Source organism: Pseudoalteromonas sp. MB41 (assembly GCF_020966275.1).
Lineage (GTDB): Bacteria > Pseudomonadota > Gammaproteobacteria > Enterobacterales > Alteromonadaceae > Pseudoalteromonas > Pseudoalteromonas lipolytica.
On sequence record NZ_JAJJZF010000001.1, the window covers coordinates 492,254 to 510,476 of the forward strand.

The window sequence follows — 18,223 nt, forward strand, 5'->3', positions numbered from 1 at the left end:
TATAGGTCTATTAGATGAATGACTTTGCATTTAAAAAATCAACTGTTTTAACAAAAAATGACATTGACAATTTATTACGCCAATTTGGCGGAAAAAATCAAGGTTATATTGAAATAGTCGACGTTGAAAAAAACCGTCAAACGATCGATAAATATCCTTTAATTAAAGATATCGCTTTATCTATTAAAGATACACAACAAGATAAATTATTTAACAAAAGCACATACTAAAGAATGAAAAAGATTTTCGTGAAAGGGATAAAAGGAGGTACTGGAACCACATCGGTAGTGGCAAACCTTGCGTGTGCTTTAAGAAAATCACATGAAACAGTCTATGTAATAGATCTCGATCCTAAAAGCGACATAGGCTTACACCTAGGGCTTGCATGGGACCATTTACTAGGATGGAGTGATTACGCCGATTTTGCATCTGCCAGTGAGCAGTTCCATCAAGATAATGACGGCGTCACATTCTTACCGTACGGAAGTGGCTCAAACACAAAAAGCAGCTTTAAAGATATAATAAATCATTGCCAGCAACTTCATGACAGCGATGACGCGTGGTTCTTATTTGATTGCCCTGCACATATTAATGCACTTGAATACCCGCTTGACTCTGAAGATATTTTTCTTGAAGTCATCAATTGTGACGCCATATGCCATAGTTTGATGTATAAGCAACTGAATTTTTTAAAGCAGTCTGGTTCATCGTGGCAGCACTACTTCTTGACTAATCGTTTTAATTCAGCGTCTGAATTAGAGTCTGACTTATTACAGCTATGGCAATCTGAATTACCTCTTTTTGCGCCTTTATACATCAACAAAGACGAAGCTATCATGGAAGCAACCGCATTTCGTAATGTGGCGATTAATTGTGCTCCATACAGTGTTGCCAACGATGACTTTGAAACCTTAGCCGGTTGGCTCGTTAGTCGTGCAAACAATAATGAATCATAAGCCAACAGCAATGAAATTACCTGAACGTATCATCAAAACCTGCTTAGGCTTCTTATTTACAAAGAAGATAACTCGTTTTGTGTTTTTTAAATTTCATGGCTACTTTAATCAGCATAAAATAAGCCTACTTGGGGCATTTATTCTGCCTTTTTTGGTGTTATTTTTATCCTTGTTTATAAAACTGGACAAAAACAGAAAAAACCAAATAAAACAAAAGTTAAAGTACTTTTATCCGCATGTAACGCGCCCCGTTGTCACACCCAGTAACTGTGTACGCATTTTATTGCAAAGTATTTATTTAGCCTTGTTCAACACCACAACAACATCACAGGCACAGATAAGCTATGAGCAGCGTAAAACATGGCGAAAAATAAAGCATTCACTCAGAATACTGCGCCTTGTCGACAAAAAATTAGTACGTGCATTTAAGCGACTTTGGCTGTTTGCTAAAACAAACCCATCAGCAGAATCTTACCAGCGTATTAGTAAAGCTGAAATTTGGAACAATCGCATACTGAAAATCGCGTTTTTCACCATACTCATTTTTGCTGTGGCAGTTTTTGTCACGGTGCCTTTCAGTATCGAAGCACAAGCGGTGTTCATTAGTTTACTGCTTATCGTTGCCTACTCGCTAAGGCGCGTTGAAGGACAGATGGCCACCATCACCATGATCACGCTGGCAGTCACAACATCAACACGTTATTTATGGTGGCGCTACACCGACACGCTTAACTGGGATGACCCCGTCGCATTAGGGTTAGGTATTGGCTTATTATTAGCTGAAAGCTATGCGTGGCTGGTGCTTATTTTAGGCTTTTTTCAAACCATTAACCCACTAAAACGTAAGCCTTTACCACTTAATGAAGACACGTCAATGTGGCCAACCGTCGACATTTATATTCCGACTTACAATGAGCCATTAAGTGTCGTTAAACCTACCACTATTGCTGCCCAAAGCATCGACTGGCCTGCTGATAAGTTAAACATCTACATTTTAGATGATGGTAAGCGTCCTGAATTCGCTGAATTTGCAAGACAAATTGGGGTTGGCTACCTCACTCGCTCAGACAATAATCACGCTAAAGCGGGTAATATGAATCAGGCTATGAAAGTGACACAGGGCGAATATATCGCTATTTTTGACTGTGATCACATCCCTGCCCGCTCTTTCTTACAAATGACTATGGGGCAATTTCTTAACGACAGCAAAGTGTGTCTAGTGCAGACTCCACATCACTTTTTCTCTGCGGATCCATTTGAACGAAATTTAAAAAACCATCGAAAAATCCCGAATGAAAACATGCTGTTTTATGGCTTAATTCAAGACGGAAATGACATGTGGGACGCTACATTTTTCTGTGGTTCGTGTGCTGTACTCAGGCGAAGTGCGCTTGAAGAAATAGGCGGTTTTGCCGTTGAAACCGTCACCGAAGATGCTCACACTGCATTAAGAATGCAGCGTGCAGGCTACAAAACCACCTATATCAATATTCCACAAGCTGCAGGGTTGGCTACTGATAGTTTATCGGCACATGTGGGTCAAAGAATTCGCTGGGCACGAGGGATGGCGCAAATTTTCCGCTTAGATAACCCTTTGTTTGGTAAAGGCCTGAATATTGCTCAACGACTCTGTTATCTCAATGCAATGTTACACTTTTTATCTGGTATCCCTCGCATTGTCTTTTTAACGGCCCCGCTTGCGCTAATTTACTTCAATGCACAAATTATCTATGCGCCTTTTGTGGCTATTTTCTTATATATAGTGCCAACATTATTGCAGGTAAAAATTACTAACTCTCGTATTCAAGGTAAGTATCGTTACTCTTTTTGGGGGGAGGTCTATGAGTCTGTTCTTGCGTGGTATATTTTAAAGCCCACCACAGTTGCGTTAATTAACCCTAATAAAGGAAAGTTTAATGTGACTGAAAAAGGGGGATTAAACGACACCGATCATTACGACTGGACTATTTCAAGGCCTTACATCATCCTTTTACTTATCAATGTTATCGGCATGACCTATGGCGTATTCAGACTCTTTTTTGGTGATACATCACAGATAGGTGTGTTAATTATCAGTATGTTATGGGCAAGCTACAACGTTATAATTCTGGGTGCTGCGGTTGCCGTTGCAGCTGAAGCAAAACAAGTACGTAGCTCACACCGAATTAAAGCTAACTTCCCTGCTGCAATTAGATTAGCCAACGGACACACGATAAAGGTCAAAATCACCGATTACTCTGATAACGGCGTCGGGCTTGAAACAGAACATAGCCACCTGTGCCGTGTAAACGATAAAGTTGAACTACTAATGAGTCGAGGATTTAAGCAGTATTCATTTGCCACCTACATTTGCAACACACGCGACAAACAATTGGGCTTAACGCTTCGTGATCTAGATTTAGAAAAACAAAAAGCGTTTATTCAATGCACCTTCTCTCGTGCAGATGCCTGGCTTGATTGGCAAGAAAACTTTAAACACGATAAACCGTCATACAGTTTTTCAAATGTATTTTACACCAGCCTTCGAGGCTTTAAGAACTTGATTTTCCACGCTCCAAATGAATTAAGACCCGTCATTGTATTTGTATCGCAGGTCTTATATTTTGTGGCCTCGTTATTACCTAAAAAACCAACAAAAGCGTTTAAACCATCATGATGAAATCACTATTAACCTTGTTATTAGCAGTTGGCACTCTCAGTTTATCTGGCTGGGCTATGAGCGCAGAGCCACTCCCTGATAAATCTATTTTTGATGATGGTTACCCTGAAAGTGCCCCTGTCGAAAGTTTAACGCTCAGTTTTGAACAGTTAGGGCTTAGTAAGTTTAAACTCGATGGCGTGAGTAGTAATACACGTGTTGAGTTTACCAATCGTTTAGACAGGCTCGGGAAAAAGTTAACGCTTAACTTTTCATATACTTACTCACCTTCTTTAATAGGCCGAGTCTCGCATCTAAAAATATTTTTCAATGAAAACTTAGTCACTGTATTACCTATTGACGATAAAAATACGGTACTCGGCAGTGTAGCCGAGCACAGTGTTGCGCTTAATCCCAAGCTAATTAAAGATTTTAACCAAGTGCGTTTTGAACTCATCGGTTACTACGATTTAGTGTGCCAAGACGATTACAGTAAAACAATTTGGGCAGAAATTGGCAAAAGTAGTCATATCAGCATTGAGAGACAATCACTTGCACTTGAAAGTTTACTTGAGTATTTCCCGGCGCCGTTTTTTGACTCGCGTGATTACACCAAACTGACATTACCATTTATTTTTTCTTCGCAACCCGATGAGCCAACACTGGAAGCTGCCGCTGCACTATCAAGTTTTTTTGGTGCGCAAGCGAAATGGCGTAAAGCGCAGTTTCCTGTCCATATCAATAGTACGCCCACTGAGCATAGTGTGGTGTTTGCAACCAATGATAATAAGCCTGACTTTTTACTAAATTATCCCGATGTCGATAAGCCAACAATCGAAATCATCAGTAGCCCGACACATCGCTATGCAAAAGTTTTATTAGTGTTAGGCAAAAACACAGAGCAATTAAAAGAGGCGGTTGTTGGATTAGTGTTTGGCTATAAAGTCATGACAGGTCGAAGCGCCACCGTTGACGCAATTGCCAGCCTGCCTTTAAGAAAAGCTTACGATGCGCCGCTGTGGGTTCGTTCAGACCGTGCTGTGAGCTTTGATGAATTTATCGAATACCCGACCCAATTACAATCACAAGGCTTTCGTGGACAACCTGTCCGTTTAGACTTACGCTTTGCGCCCGACTTATTTACATGGCGCGAAAATGGCATTCCCATTACGCTAAACTACCGCAACACCCCTGTTGAACATGGCATGTTGTCGCGCTTAAATATGCTTATAAATGGCAAATTTGTAGATGGTTTTATTCTTGAGAACGACCATGGTAAAACCATTACCACGCAAACGTTACTGCCGCTATTATCAGACATAAACCCGAGCCAATCACGCCAAGATTTTGAGCTAACAGGGCTTGATTTAACCACTAACAACCAACTCACTTATGACTTTAACTTTGCCGTTGTAAAAACAGGCGAATGCAGTGCGATTCCTGCCGGTGGCGAATTTGGTGCTATCGATGGCAGCTCTACAATTGATGTGAGTAAATTCCATCACTATATTGCTTTACCCAATTTACGAGCATTTGCGAGTGGCGGTTTCCCCTTTACGAAATATGCCGATTTACATCAAAGTACTTTAGTGATGGAGGCTAATAGCTCTACAAATGCGATTAGCTTACTGCTGAATTTTACAGGCCATTTAGGGGCGATTACCGGTTATCCTGCTCATCGTTTGAGTATTCAATTTCCAAGTAGTCAGCTAGATTTTGCTGACAAAGATATTGTCATTATTGGTAAACCAGATTCATTTTTAAGCTCGGTCGCCGAAAACAGCTCTCTCAGTGTATTGATTGATAATAATCAACGTATTGTCGATCAAGCTATTTATAATGGTGCTTATGACAGTACCGATGCCGAAAAAATTAAAGTCAATATACGGAGTTTGGGCCGTTTAGCCATTATATCTGGTTTCCAATCGCCTTTTGATTCTGACCGCTCAGTAGTGTCTTTAATTGCCACTAACGACAATGCTTACTCATTGCTTACAGATGCACTATTAGATAACGCGAAAACATCACAAATAATGGGTAGCTCTGCAATTATTAATAACCAAGGCATTAAAACCATAAAAACCGATGACCAGTATTTTGTTGGCCACGTGCCAATCCACACGTTAATTTGGTTCCATTTTTCAGACCAACCTTTGTTGTTGGCTATTTTATCAATTCTTACCCTACTGCTCATTTCATTTATGTTATGGCGACTATTAATGTTGTTAACAAAGAAACGTTTATCTGAAGGAGATAAAGCATAATGAAAACTCTTGCTTCTTTGCTATTCGTTTTAGCATTTTCAACACCCGCTTTTGCACAATTAACCTGTGCAGCGTGGCCACAGTGGAATACGTTTAAAACGCATTTTATTTCGCCTAAAGGACGTGTTATCGATTTAGGCAGCGAATATGATATAACGACATCGGAGGGTCAATCATATGCACTTTTCTTCGCCTTAGTTGCCAACGATCAAGCCAGCTTTGATACATTATTAGAGTGGACGGAAGTTAATCTTTCTGAAGGTGATTTAAGTACGCGCCTGCCTGCATGGAAATGGGGTATAAAGGAAGGTGAAGGTAAAATTTTAGATTCAAACCCAGCCTCTGACTCTGATTTATGGATAGCATACACCCTCTCTCAAGCAGCCAAGCTATGGCAAGACAGGCGCTATGCTGTGCTAAGCAGTGTGCTTGCAGAACGTATTATTCGTGAAGAAACTGCACAGCTTCCTAAACTGGGGATTACATTACTGCCTGGACCTAATGGCTTTAAGGACGAAAACACTTGGAAACTTAATCCAAGCTATGCCCCACTGTTTATCCTTAAGCAATTTGCTGAACTTTATCCGCACTCTCCTTGGCAGCAATTGCATGACAACTCTGCCAATATGCTTATTAGCACAGCCGCTAAAGGGTTTAGCCCTGACTGGGTTAATTACAATGCAGAGCAAGGCTTTTTTCATGATAAACACGCACCTGCTCTTGGAAGTTATAATGCAATACGGGTCTATTTATGGGCCAGTTTGATGGCTGAAGATGCGCCTTACAAATCAGCATTAATGAAACAATTAACCCCCATGGTTGAGCACATTGTTTCTTCAGGCAAAGTGCCCCTAGAAACACAGACTGTCACGGGGAAAGTATCAGGTACGGGACCTATTGGCTTTGGGGCTGCGTTGTTGCCATTTTTAGCGGCAGAGAATGCATCGCAATCAATCACCGCATTACAACAGCAAATGATGATGGACACCGGTTTTATTAGTAGCCGCTACTATGACAGTGTGTTGTATTTATTTGGCACGAGCGCATTAAGCAAACGCTTCAGCATTGATAAAAATGGCGAACTCATTACGAACTGGAGTGCTGAATGCCAATAAAATGGTTACTTGCTGCAATTATAGCAAGTCCGAGTGCAATCGCCTCTTCGACACAAAACAGCCTTGATACCCAATCTATTGATTGGTTAATAAGCCAAGTGCAACTCGGTGAGATAGAGCTAGACACTGAACTTATGACCAATAGTTTAGATAAGCTGTTGAGTATCGCGCCTAAAGACACGCAAGTGCAGTGTGCAGAGATACGCGTGCTGTATGCGCTGAAAGAAACAGAGCAAGCCAACAACTTGCTAGCAGGCATTGCTCAACAGCCCCACCCCTGTGTTGACAGCCTTGCACTTTTGGCCAGAGTAAATAACGAAGATAAAGCCACGATTCAACAGGCTCGCCTGCGTGCGCGTGCGGGTCAATATGCTGCGGCTGTTAAAATTTACAATACGTTATTTAAATCGACTTATCCGAATATCGAGTTCGAGCTTGAGCATATTAATTGGCTAGCCCAAGACAGCAGCCAATATCAACACGCCCTAAGGGGGTATCGTTCTTTAATGAAACGCTACCCAAATAGCGGCCGTTTTGAGTTGGCTTATGCCCGTCATCTTATTAAGAAAAATCCAGCAAATGCACACGCGATTGACCTGCTAAGTCACTACGCACACAGTAATCAATATGGTGTAGAAGCCGAATTTGCTTGGCTTTCAGCACTCGAAGACATGCCGCTTAACCAACAAACCATGCGTGCCTATGCACGTTATTTTGAAGCGTACCCAAAAAGCAGTAAGGGGCAGTTACAATTTAGTGATTTTGAAAAAAAATACCAAGCAGAGCAAAGAAAGCTTGCAGATCCTGCCTACAAAGCGTGGGTAAGAGGCAACCAAGCACTTGAAAAGAAAGATTTTTCAAAAGCACAGAGGTATTTTAATTCTGCGTTATCAGGGCGTCCAACAGACCCAGAAATCTATAATAGTTTGGGTTTGCTTAATCTTCGGCAAGGCAATAATGAGCAGGCTTACAACTTTTTTAAAAAAGCACAACAGTTCAGCACAGATGTAAATCGTATTACCGTATTAAAAGGCTTAGCAAACACAGCACGATTTTGGCAGTACATCGATGAGGCAAAATCGGCACTCAGTGCATCACACTTTAAACGTGCTGAACTTAAGCTAAATTTAGCCGACACTCTCGATGAAGACCCAGACACTGTGCTGTTTTACCGCGCACAACTTGCTGAACAAAGTGGCCAATATCAAACGGCTATGAATTTGTATAAGCAAGTATTAAAAAACGATCCACTGGCAGAATCGACCCTAAGCGCAATGCTTCGCCTCAGTGCGTCAGATGGTAATTATACGAGAAGCCATCAGTTTTATAATGGTTTAAGCACTCAGCAGCAAGCGCTTATAGCCCAAGATTATACACTTTTACAAACTCAGCAATTACGTGAACAAGCCGATGAATTAACCGCCAAAGGTGACCTCGATGGAGCTGTACAACGCTTATTAGTCGCCATAAAACAAAGCCCGCGCCAAAGTTGGTTGTACTATGATCTAGCAAACTTATACCAACAACAAGGGTTGGTTGATCATGCCAAAGCTCTTTACAAAAAAACCTTATGGCAATTCCCTCTTGATGCTGAGCTTCGCTACAGTCATGCTTTGTTTTTACGCTCATTAAATGACTACGAGGGGGCATTAGCAACCCTTGATTATATTCCAAATAACGCACGCACTGAGCAAATTAATGTATTAACAGAGCAACTGAGTATTAATGCCAAACTTGAAAAGCTTGCGACAAATAATACGGCAACGAATAAAGCCACAATTATTTATAAACTCACGGAATTAGAAGCGCAACCACTCACCCCGCTTATGCAGGCAGAGCTGGCAACTCAGTGGCGACAAATTAATGAAAATAACTATGCTATTCGACAGTTAAAGAAGGCGCTTACACGCGATCCAAGTCTCAACCCTTACTGGCATATGCTCTATGGTGGCTGGCTTATCGAAAGCGCTAATCAAGCAGACACCGACACATGGCTTGCGCATTACCAATTACCCACTAAGGCAACTGAGGCCGAGCAAGCGCAGTGGTTAGCTTTGCAAATTAACTACATTAATACCTTCGAGCAAGGACAACGTCGTATTGCAAAACTGAGCTCACTCGATCAGCAACACAATAATAATCCCCAATTAGTTGAAGCCCTTATCACTGCGTATATTGAACAAAGTGAAGGCGACGCTGCAATTAACCGATACCAACAACACACTGCGGCCGGATTCAGTGTTTCGATTGATACCGCATTGGCAGTTGCTAAATTAAGTCGAGAGCAAGGTGAGCACCTTTTAGCGGATCACATCATTACAGAACAGGTCCATGCTGTTAATGCACAAGAAGCATACCGCCAACAACAGCTAATGGCTGCCCTCGGTAATGTTGAAAACCAGTCAACAGCCCTCAAGCTCGCTCAACAATTGCTCGCCAAGTCAAACAATAATGCCGAGCTTTATTATCAAGCCGCATCCGTTGCCGATTCGCTTGAACAAACTACCCGTGCAGAGAATTGGTATCGTACTGCAATCGCCCCGCAAACACACAACCAGACCACTCTCAGTGATGAACAAAATTATGCGCTTTACGCGCTGAACGACGATGCACCTTGGTACGTCAATAATGCGAAACGCCAGTTGCAACGTATTGAGCGCGATGAGCAGGCGTATATTACTGCGGCCATCAACCTTAGCAGCCAAACCAGCACTCAAAATGAGTCATCATTAGGGGCCGGTGCCACTCCCATAGAGGCTGGTTTCCCGCTTTTTGGCGGCACCGGTATTGTTAAACTCGATCCGATGACGATTTCAAGTCAAGAAACACGTTTTGATGAAACCTTCGCGGGTAGCCGCTACGGACAAGGTGCGTTGTGTATTTTCGATTGCCCATTGACCAGTATTAAGCCGAAGCAACAAGGTATCGATATTGGCCTTGCGTGGCAAAACGAACAGTGGCGCTTTGATATTGGCACGACCCCACTGGGCTTTTTAGTTGAGGACATTGTTTGGGGCATTGATTACAACGGCGATATTGGTGATTTTGGCTATGGTGTTACAGTGAATAAACGCCCTGTCACCAGCTCAGTTTTATCGTATGCTGGTCTAGAAGATGTATTCACTAACCAAGTGTGGGGTGGCGTACGCGCTACACAACTTCAGCTCAGCCTTTCTCACGATCTAGGACTCGACTGGGGATTTTGGGGCAGCACAAACTATCAATTGCTCAAAGGTAAAAACGTTAAAGACAATCAAAGTTACAGTCTTATGGGGGGCAGTTACTACCGAGCCATCCGACAGCGGGATCAAGAGTTAAGCTTGGGCATTAACCTATTACACTGGTCTTATAAATATAATTTAAGTGAAGAAACGTGGGGTCATGGTGGCTATTACAGCCCGCAAAACTACTTAGGGGCTTCTTTTCCTGTGGTTTATGATCACCGAATTGGTCACAATTTTATTTATCGTCTTCGTGGGGGTGTATCGTGGTCAACAACAACGACTGACGAAATTGAATTTTTCCCGAACGATGCTCTTTTGCAGGCTCAAGCACACGCGCAAACAGATGTAACCGGAGTGACACCTATTTTTGAAGATGATAAAAGTAATGGGCTTTCTTATAACTTAGGAGCCAGTTTTGAATACCGTTTTACACCCCATTGGTTTTTTGGCGGGTATTTAAATTTAGATCGTGCAGATTTTTACGAACCAAACTATGCACAGTTCTATTTTAGGTACTACTTTAAGCCGGTTTATAGTGAACTGACCTTCCCTGGAAAGCCCGTTGTACCTTACCAAAGCTACTAAACACTGGCCTATAACCCTTCCCCTGAACTGAAGGTCTATGTATACTGTAGCGCGCATGTAGCTAGGATAAGGGTGTGTCTCTTACCCTCAAGTTCATAACTTGAACAACAAACCATTATCTTAGCTGCATCACACACATGGCCGCCCGTTCAACAATAAAATACACAGAACGACCAATGCAAAAATAACAAGGCCTCAACAAAAACTTAAAGTTAGGAAGTAAATATGAGTTCATTACCTAAAGCAGGTGACTTTTTAGGGCATCCTAAGGGGTTATTCCTGTTGTTCGGCACAGAAATGTGGGAACGATTTGGTTATTACGGCATGCGTGCCATTTTAGTGCTGTACTTAGTTGCACTTGTTCAAGAAGGTGGTTTTGGTTGGTCAAATGCTGATGCATTGAGCCTTTACGGTACCTTCACTATGGCTGTTTATATTACGCCATTACTTGGTGGTTGGTTAGCTGATAACGTGCTAGGTCAGCGTAAAGCAATTATCCTAGGTGGTTTATTAATGGCTGCTGGCCATTTTACCATGGGTATTCCTCACAGCTATTTAGCAGGCCAAGAAGAAAACGTTTTCTATCTTGGTTTAACACTACTGTGTTTAGGTAATGGTTTATTTAAGCCAAACATCTCAACAATGGTAGGTGACCTATATAAAGAAGGTGATCAACGTCGTGATGGCGCGTTCACTATTTTCTACATGGGTATCAACTTAGGGGGTGCACTTGGTCCACTTATCGCTGGCTATGCTGCTGCATCAATGGGCTGGCAATGGGGCTTTGTAGTGGCAGGTATCGGTATGGTGATCTCTGTACTAATGCAACTTGCACTGAGCAACAAATACCTAGGCGATATCGGTGTAGTTCCTTCTGCTAAGCTTTCACAAGCACAATCAGAATCAAACACGAAAGAGCCACTGACTAAAGTGGAAACTGACCGTATTAAAGTTATCTTCACAATGAGTGTATTCAGTATCATCTTCTGGATGGGGTTTGAGCAAGCAGGTGGTCTTATGAACCTATTTGCCAACGACTACACTAACCGTATGCTATTTGACTTTGAAGTACCTGCATCTTGGTTCCAATCGTTAAACTCTATTTTCATCATTGTATTTGCACCGCTCGTTGCCATTATTTGGTTAAAACTTGATAAGCGTGAGCCTAACTCACCAGTTAAGTTTGCTATTGCACTTATCTTCTTAGCACTTGGCTTTATCACCATGATTTTGGCACTAATGACGCAAGGTCAAGGCGATAACCTGCAAATCAGCATGATGTGGCTCGTGTTATTTTACTTATTCCATACACTTGGTGAGCTATGTTTATCACCAATTGGTTTATCAATGGTAAGTAAACTAGCACCACTGCGTTTAGCGTCAATGCTTATGGGTATTTGGTTCCTGTGTACAGCTGTTGCAAACAAGATTGCAGGTTTCGTAGGTTCTTTCCTAGGCGAAGGCGAAGCGGCTGTTGAAAATGCAATGGGTATCTTTATTGGTTTAGGTGCGACAGCAATCATCTCTGCTGTCATCATGTACTTATTAAGCGATAAACTTGTTAAGTGGATGCACGGTGCTGAAGGTCAGCATGTGCCTCACACACAAGAACACATTCTTGCAGAAGAGCTAGAAGTGACTGCTGAAAAGCAATAATACGTTTCCCCACAGCGCCTGCTGTGGGGATTTTCTTTCTAAAGGCTACTTCCCCGTCCTCAATACTGATACTATAATCCAACGTTAATCGGTATATCGGCAAGGACGTTACATTGCGCTTTTTAATTCAACTGTCAGTTTTTTTAACTATTTCATTACTCGCAGCCTGCGGGGGTGACAAAACAACAAAAGAAACAGCAGTCCCCCCTACTCAAACCGGGTTAATTATTTCTGCCGATAATGGCTTAACTGAGCAGTTTGATAATGGCAAAGTCATTCTCACAGCCCCAAAGAATACCGTCACAACAGACACAACGTTCACGTATACATCAACAGCTGCGACACCTACCGATACTGACCAAGGCATTGTCTCTGCGCGCTATACATTCAGACCGAATAATGTGGTTTTTTCAGACCCACTAACCTTAGCGATTAAGCTACCAGAGCAACAAACTGATGTTGCTTTTAGCATCGTAATTTTAAAAAATGAGCAATGGCAGCCCCTTACTACAATAAAAAATGACGATGACTTTGCAGTCAGTCAAATCACTGACTTTGGCACATTTGCTTTAAAGTCGCGCAGTGTGCCTGCGGTCAGTAAAACGATTGGTGAACAATGTGATGATAACGCAACGTCACAAACCGTCCGCTTTATCCATGTAGCTGACTTACATGCTCGCTTTGGGTTTAAAGAGCAGCTTTTTAGTCGTATCCGCAGTTATTACGACAATGCAAAGCAAGCGAACCCAAACACCCTCTTTACGAATGGTGGGGATGACTATGAAAAAGGCACGGTTGCTGAACAAACATCGCAAGGCTTAGCTACGGTTGAAGCCATTAAAGCAATGGCATTTGATGTGAGGGTTATTGGTAACCACGATTACGCCTGGGGTCCTGAGCAATTACTTGATTTTGCCGATGACGATAATGCCATTGTGCTTGCCAGCAACACGGAATACGACGGTAATGCCGACATTGAATTTGCAGCAGTTGATTTTTCAGTGGTAAAGGTAGGCTGTCTGCGTATTGGTTTTTTTGGCATGACTTCAGTGCCATGGAATGAGCTTGATAATCCGATTGAAGATGATCCAATTCCAGATTTTATTGCTAACTTCAAAATGAATTGGCAATGGCAGGAAGTGGCAGAGCAAATCGTTAATCAATATCGACAAGACGTAGACTACATGGTGATGGTAAGCCACCTTGGGGAAGGCACTGATACGCGTATTGCTACCACTGTATCTGGCATTGACTTAGTGCTCGGTGGGCACACCCATGGCGGCGAAAATTATCAAACTCTCGAAAACGGCAGTCTTGTAATTCAGCCAAACTTTTTTGCCCAAGGTCTAACCGATTTAACCTTAACCTTCGACCTTAAAGATAAAAGTATCATCGATGTTGATTACAATACGGTATCGACCAGCGACATAATGACAGTTAGCACAGACACAAAAACAGCAATAGACGAAATTATGGGCCGCTATGCCCCCGACGCCAATACCGAAATTGCTGTGTCTGAAAACTACCCAAGCGCTGAGGAAGTAGCCCTGCTCACAGCGAAAGCAACAAAACAACAATTTGCAGCTATTGATGCAGCTCTTTTTGATGCAAGCCAAGTACAAGATCGCTGGTTGCCCGGCACACTCACACAAGAAGATTTTCATGCCGCGTTTAAAGTTGAGCGCCAACCCTCAAATACATCAGGCTTCAATGCAATTTACCAAGTCAATGTCACAGGCGCTGAGCTTAAAGCCATGGTACAAAGCCAACCTGAGTGGGTTTACTTAGCCCCCGCGAGTATTGACGATGCTGCACAGTATCAAGTGGCACTTTTTAAAGGCCCTGCCCTCAATAGCACCTTATTCTTCCCGACTGTGCCAGCATTAGAGGCAAATTTATTGGCCGAAAGTTGGTGGATACTGGATAACTATGCCCGTTTTCGTACCAGCCAGTGTTTATATTTAGACACAGAGAATACACTGAGTGCCTGCGAAAATGAGGATGTAGTCACTGTCTGGAATTTTAATGATCCGAGCCAAGGGTTTAAAAGTGACTTAGGTCCCGCAGCTCTTAACTTCTTCGACCCAGAACAACGTAATTGGGGAGAAGAAAACAGCCAATTTTCGACGACCAGCGCATTACAAATTGCTGATTTAAAAGACGGTATATCAGGGGTATTAGCGTTTTCTCGGCACAGTCCAAGTCAAGGCTTACTACTAACTGCAAATAGTGCTGCCAATGGCGACTTTACCAATGACGGATTGATTGCCGATTACACACTCGTCATGGATTTACTGTGGCCTGAACAAAGCAGTCAACAATGGCGCGCTCTGTTACAAACCGATATCACCAATATAAGCGATGCCGACTTATATACGAATAAAGCTAACGCGATAGGTATTGCTACAACTAAGAGTGGTTACTTTGGTAACCTAAACGCTGGTGAGTGGCATCGCCTTGCTTTTGTATTCTATGCAGCGCCGACTAACGGAGCACTAAAAATTTACCTAGATGGTAAGCTTATCGGTGTGAAAGACGAAGGCGAAATAAACCAGCGCTGGGCGATTGATAAAGCAACCTTACTGCTGACCGATAATGACTATGAAACGGAGCCTGGGTATTTAAATGCGCTGCTGTTTGCAGGCCGAGCCATGACAGACAATGAAATAGCCACCTTAGGCGCAGCAAAACAACAATTGAATTATGTCCGCTCAACACGCATCTTAAATAACGTTGTTGAACGTCATTACCAAACGGCACCACAAATAATGAATAATCCGTGGTTACAACAACGCAGTAAGTTTTTTAACAAACAACGCCAAAGTGTAAACTAATTAATACACACAAGCTAAATAAAAAGGCCAATATTGGCCTTTTTAACTCCTTTAAAAAAAGCATTTAAAGCATTTAAATTCAAAAGCTTAATAACGAAAAACAATGTGCATCATGCGTCCTATTAAGCCTTTCTATTTGCTTAAGCCTAGGGTGATTGTTGAAATTAAAATCATTGTCCCATTTAATTTACAAAACACACCGTCGCTAAATAAGCCTCAGATCTTCCCCTTATCGGTTTTCTGGTTAATCATCCGCTCATTACACAACAATAACTTTTTTAGCGCAGTGCTTATAATTGCGGGAGTAATGACAATGAGCGAAGTAAATAATCCGTTAGGTTTAGTGGGCATTGAATTCACTGAATACGCAACACCTGATGCAGATTACATGGACAAAGTATTTACTGATTTTGGTTTCTCGAAACTAAAAAAATTCAAAGGTAAAGACATTGTTTACTATAACCAGCACGACATTCATTTCTTACTAAACAATGAGCGTGAAGGTTTCTCGGCCGAATTTGCTAAAAGCCACGGCCCAGCAATCTGTTCAATGGGTTGGCGTGTAGAGAATGCTCAAAAAGCATTTGAAGTAGCGGTTGAACGTGGCGCAAAACCTGCCACTGATTCAGCACACAAAGACTTACCTTACCCTGCAATTTACGGTATTGGTGACAGCTTAATCTACTTCATCGAACAATTTGGTGACAAAGGTTCAATCTATGAGTCTGATTTCGAAGACTTAGAAGAGCAAAACGTTGTTGAAGACAAGGGCTTCCTTCGTATCGACCATTTAACAAATAACGTCTACAAAGGCACCATGGAAACATGGGCTAACTTCTATAAAAATGTATTTGGTTTTACTGAAGTTCGCTATTTCGACATTAAAGGTCAAAAAACAGCGTTATTATCTTATGCACTTAAATCACCGTGCGGAACCTTCTCTATTCCAATCAACGAAGGTAAAGATAACAACAACAACCAAATCGATGAGTATCTAAATGAGTACAATGGTCCGGGTGTACAACACTTAGCATTCCTAACGAATGACCTAGTAGGTTCACTTGATAAGCTAGACCAATCAACAATTGCAACGCTAGATATCATCCCTGAGTACTACGACACCATTTTTGACCGTGTACCTTGGGTTAAAGAAGACAAAGAAAAAATCCGTGAGCACCAAATTCTTGTCGATAGCCAGAGCGAAAACTGCTACTTGCTACAAATCTTCTCGAAGAACCTTTTTGGTCCTATCTTTATTGAGATGATCCAACGTGTAGACGACGGTGGTTTTGGTGAAGGTAATTTCCAAGCATTGTTTGAGTCTATTGAACGTGATCAAGAGCGTCGTGGTGTAATCTAAACCACACGTAACCAAAAAAGCAGCGTGTTTAACACGCTGCTTTTTGTCGTTTTGATTTCTGTTTTCAACGTAACTGTTTAAATTGCGCAGATTGCCTCCATATCACTATCTAACACATCAGCGCGAACTAATAAGGAAAGAGTATGAGCCTAATTAACGAAACCCATGATATTAATTTAAAAAGCTGGGTGAGTTCAGCAAACGAAGCGAACTGTGACTTCCCGATTCAAAACTTACCATTCGCAGAAGTTCGTCGTAAAAACTCAGACGAAGCGTTTCGTGGTGCCGTTGCTATTGGCGATCAAGTAATTGATTTAGCGAAAGTGAATGAACTTGGTATCTTCTCAGGTGATGCACAGGTTGCTGTTGCAGCGGCTAGCAAAGCAACGCTTAATGAGTTTATGGGTTTAGGTCAGCAATACTGGTCTGCACTGCGTCTTGCATTATCAAACGCACTTCGCGAAGGCGCCAAAGAGCAAGCTCAGCTTACTGACGCCCTCATTGCACAGGCTGATATAGAATTTGCACTGCCATGTCGCATTGGTGATTACACAGACTTTTATACCTCTATCTACCATGCAACGGCTGTCGGCAGCTTATTCCGTCCTGATAATCCTTTACTGCCTAACTATAAATGGGTACCCATTGGCTATCATGGTCGTTCTTCATCGATTGATGTATCAGGTCAAACATTCCACCGTCCAAATGGTCAAACAAAAGCACCTGACGCTGAAGTACCTTCATTTGGCCCGTGTAAACGCCTAGATTACGAATTAGAGCTCGGTATTTACTTAGGTAATGGTAACGAGCTGGGCGATGCAATTGCCATCGAAAACGCTGAAAACCATGTATTTGGTTTCTGTGTATTCAATGACTGGTCAGCACGTGACTTGCAAGCATGGGAATACCAACCTTTAGGTCCATTCCTTGCGAAAAACTTTGCATCAACTGTCTCACCATGGATTGTAACAACAGAAGCACTTGCACCGTATAGAACACAGTGGACGCGCGATGAAAATGATCCGCAACCAATGGACTACTTAGAATCGACGCACAACCGTGAATTTGGCGCGTTCGATATTAAGATGGATGTGCAAATTGAAACTGAAAAAATGCGTAAAGAAGGTCACGCTCCAACGCTAGTTTCTAAATCAAGCTTCAAGCACTCATACTGGACAGTGGCACAAATGGTCACACACCACACGGTAAACGGCTGTAACTTCCAACCTGGTGACATGCTAGGTTCGGGTACGCAATCTGGCCCAGAGCACGAAGAAGCGGGTTCTTTATTAGAGCTTTCACGTGGTGGTAAAGAAAAAATCACACTTGAGAACGGTGAACAACGTACTTTCTTAGAAGATGGTGACAACGTTATTATGCGTGGCTGGTGTGAAAAAGAAGGTTTTGCACGTATTGGCTTCGGCAGAGTTGAAGGCACCGTATTACCTGCTAAATAGAAATACTTATCTATTTTCATAAACTAAGGGCATTTTTTGCCCTTTTTTTTGTACTTTTTTTAACTGAGTTACAATTTTTTGCTAGCTTTTTTAGTTCAGATTGCTATCTTAGCTCGGTTATTAGCCGATTTATG

General features: G+C 42.1%; 10 protein-coding genes. All 10 read left to right on the forward strand.

Going from position 1 to position 18,223, the window contains the following annotated elements:
- The first annotated feature begins 14 nt into the window (after nt 1-14).
- The gene (bcsR, locus tag LPA49_RS02320; RefSeq protein ID WP_036966971.1) at nt 15-230 is read left to right on the forward strand and encodes a BcsR/BcsP family cellulose biosynthesis protein; all 216 of its coding nucleotides are present in this window, start codon (nt 15-17) and stop codon (nt 228-230) included.
- 3 nt (nt 231-233) lie between these two features.
- Nucleotides 234-956 carry a cellulose biosynthesis protein BcsQ gene (bcsQ, locus tag LPA49_RS02325; protein ID WP_036966968.1) on the forward strand — a complete coding sequence of 241 codons (723 nt, stop codon included), beginning with the start codon at nt 234-236 and terminating at the stop codon, nt 954-956.
- Between the two features lie 10 nt (nt 957-966).
- Complete coding sequence (gene bcsA / locus LPA49_RS02330) at nt 967-3,612, forward strand: UDP-forming cellulose synthase catalytic subunit (protein WP_230235586.1); 2,646 nt, start codon at nt 967-969, stop codon at nt 3,610-3,612.
- Complete coding sequence (gene bcsB, locus LPA49_RS02335) at nt 3,609-5,858, forward strand: cellulose biosynthesis cyclic di-GMP-binding regulatory protein BcsB (RefSeq protein WP_180310992.1); 2,250 nt, start codon at nt 3,609-3,611, stop codon at nt 5,856-5,858. The genes bcsA and bcsB overlap by 4 nt, the downstream gene beginning before the upstream one ends.
- On the forward strand, nt 5,858-6,973 hold the full coding sequence (gene bcsZ / locus LPA49_RS02340; RefSeq protein ID WP_180310993.1) for a cellulose synthase complex periplasmic endoglucanase BcsZ: 1,116 nt from the start codon (nt 5,858-5,860) through the stop codon (nt 6,971-6,973). The genes bcsB and bcsZ overlap by 1 nt, the downstream gene beginning before the upstream one ends.
- The gene (locus LPA49_RS02345; RefSeq protein ID WP_180310994.1) at nt 6,964-10,782 is read left to right on the forward strand and encodes a cellulose synthase subunit BcsC-related outer membrane protein; all 3,819 of its coding nucleotides are present in this window, start codon (nt 6,964-6,966) and stop codon (nt 10,780-10,782) included. Before bcsZ ends, LPA49_RS02345 begins: the two co-directional genes overlap by 10 nt.
- A gap of 225 nt (nt 10,783-11,007) precedes the next feature.
- Nucleotides 11,008-12,438: a peptide MFS transporter gene (locus LPA49_RS02350; RefSeq protein WP_075593749.1), complete on the forward strand. Its 1,431-nt coding sequence runs from the start codon at nt 11,008-11,010 to the stop codon at nt 12,436-12,438.
- 113 nt (nt 12,439-12,551) lie between these two features.
- Nucleotides 12,552-15,272 carry a metallophosphoesterase gene (locus tag LPA49_RS02355; RefSeq protein WP_075593750.1) on the forward strand — a complete coding sequence of 907 codons (2,721 nt, stop codon included), beginning with the start codon at nt 12,552-12,554 and terminating at the stop codon, nt 15,270-15,272.
- Nucleotides 15,273-15,585: 313 nt separating this feature from the next.
- Nucleotides 15,586-16,632: a 4-hydroxyphenylpyruvate dioxygenase gene (gene hppD, locus LPA49_RS02360; protein WP_036969124.1), complete on the forward strand. Its 1,047-nt coding sequence runs from the start codon at nt 15,586-15,588 to the stop codon at nt 16,630-16,632.
- A 143-nt stretch (nt 16,633-16,775) separates the two neighbouring features.
- Nucleotides 16,776-18,089 carry a fumarylacetoacetase gene (gene fahA / locus LPA49_RS02365; RefSeq protein WP_036966951.1) on the forward strand — a complete coding sequence of 438 codons (1,314 nt, stop codon included), beginning with the start codon at nt 16,776-16,778 and terminating at the stop codon, nt 18,087-18,089.
- Nucleotides 18,090-18,223: the final 134 nt, after the last annotated feature.

Coding starts and splice junctions, on each gene's coding strand:
- bcsQ (WP_036966968.1), top strand. CDS start 234: ATGAAAAAGATTTTCGTGAAAGGGATAAAAGGAGGTACTGGAACCACA.
- bcsA (WP_230235586.1), top strand. CDS start 967: ATGAAATTACCTGAACGTATCATCAAAACCTGCTTAGGCTTCTTATTT.
- bcsZ (WP_180310993.1), top strand. CDS start 5,858: ATGAAAACTCTTGCTTCTTTGCTATTCGTTTTAGCATTTTCAACACCC.
- LPA49_RS02345 (WP_180310994.1), top strand. CDS start 6,964: ATGCCAATAAAATGGTTACTTGCTGCAATTATAGCAAGTCCGAGTGCA.
- bcsB (WP_180310992.1), top strand. CDS start 3,609: ATGATGAAATCACTATTAACCTTGTTATTAGCAGTTGGCACTCTCAGT.
- fahA (WP_036966951.1), top strand. CDS start 16,776: ATGAGCCTAATTAACGAAACCCATGATATTAATTTAAAAAGCTGGGTG.
- bcsR (WP_036966971.1), top strand. CDS start 15: ATGAATGACTTTGCATTTAAAAAATCAACTGTTTTAACAAAAAATGAC.
- hppD (WP_036969124.1), top strand. CDS start 15,586: ATGAGCGAAGTAAATAATCCGTTAGGTTTAGTGGGCATTGAATTCACT.
- LPA49_RS02350 (WP_075593749.1), top strand. CDS start 11,008: ATGAGTTCATTACCTAAAGCAGGTGACTTTTTAGGGCATCCTAAGGGG.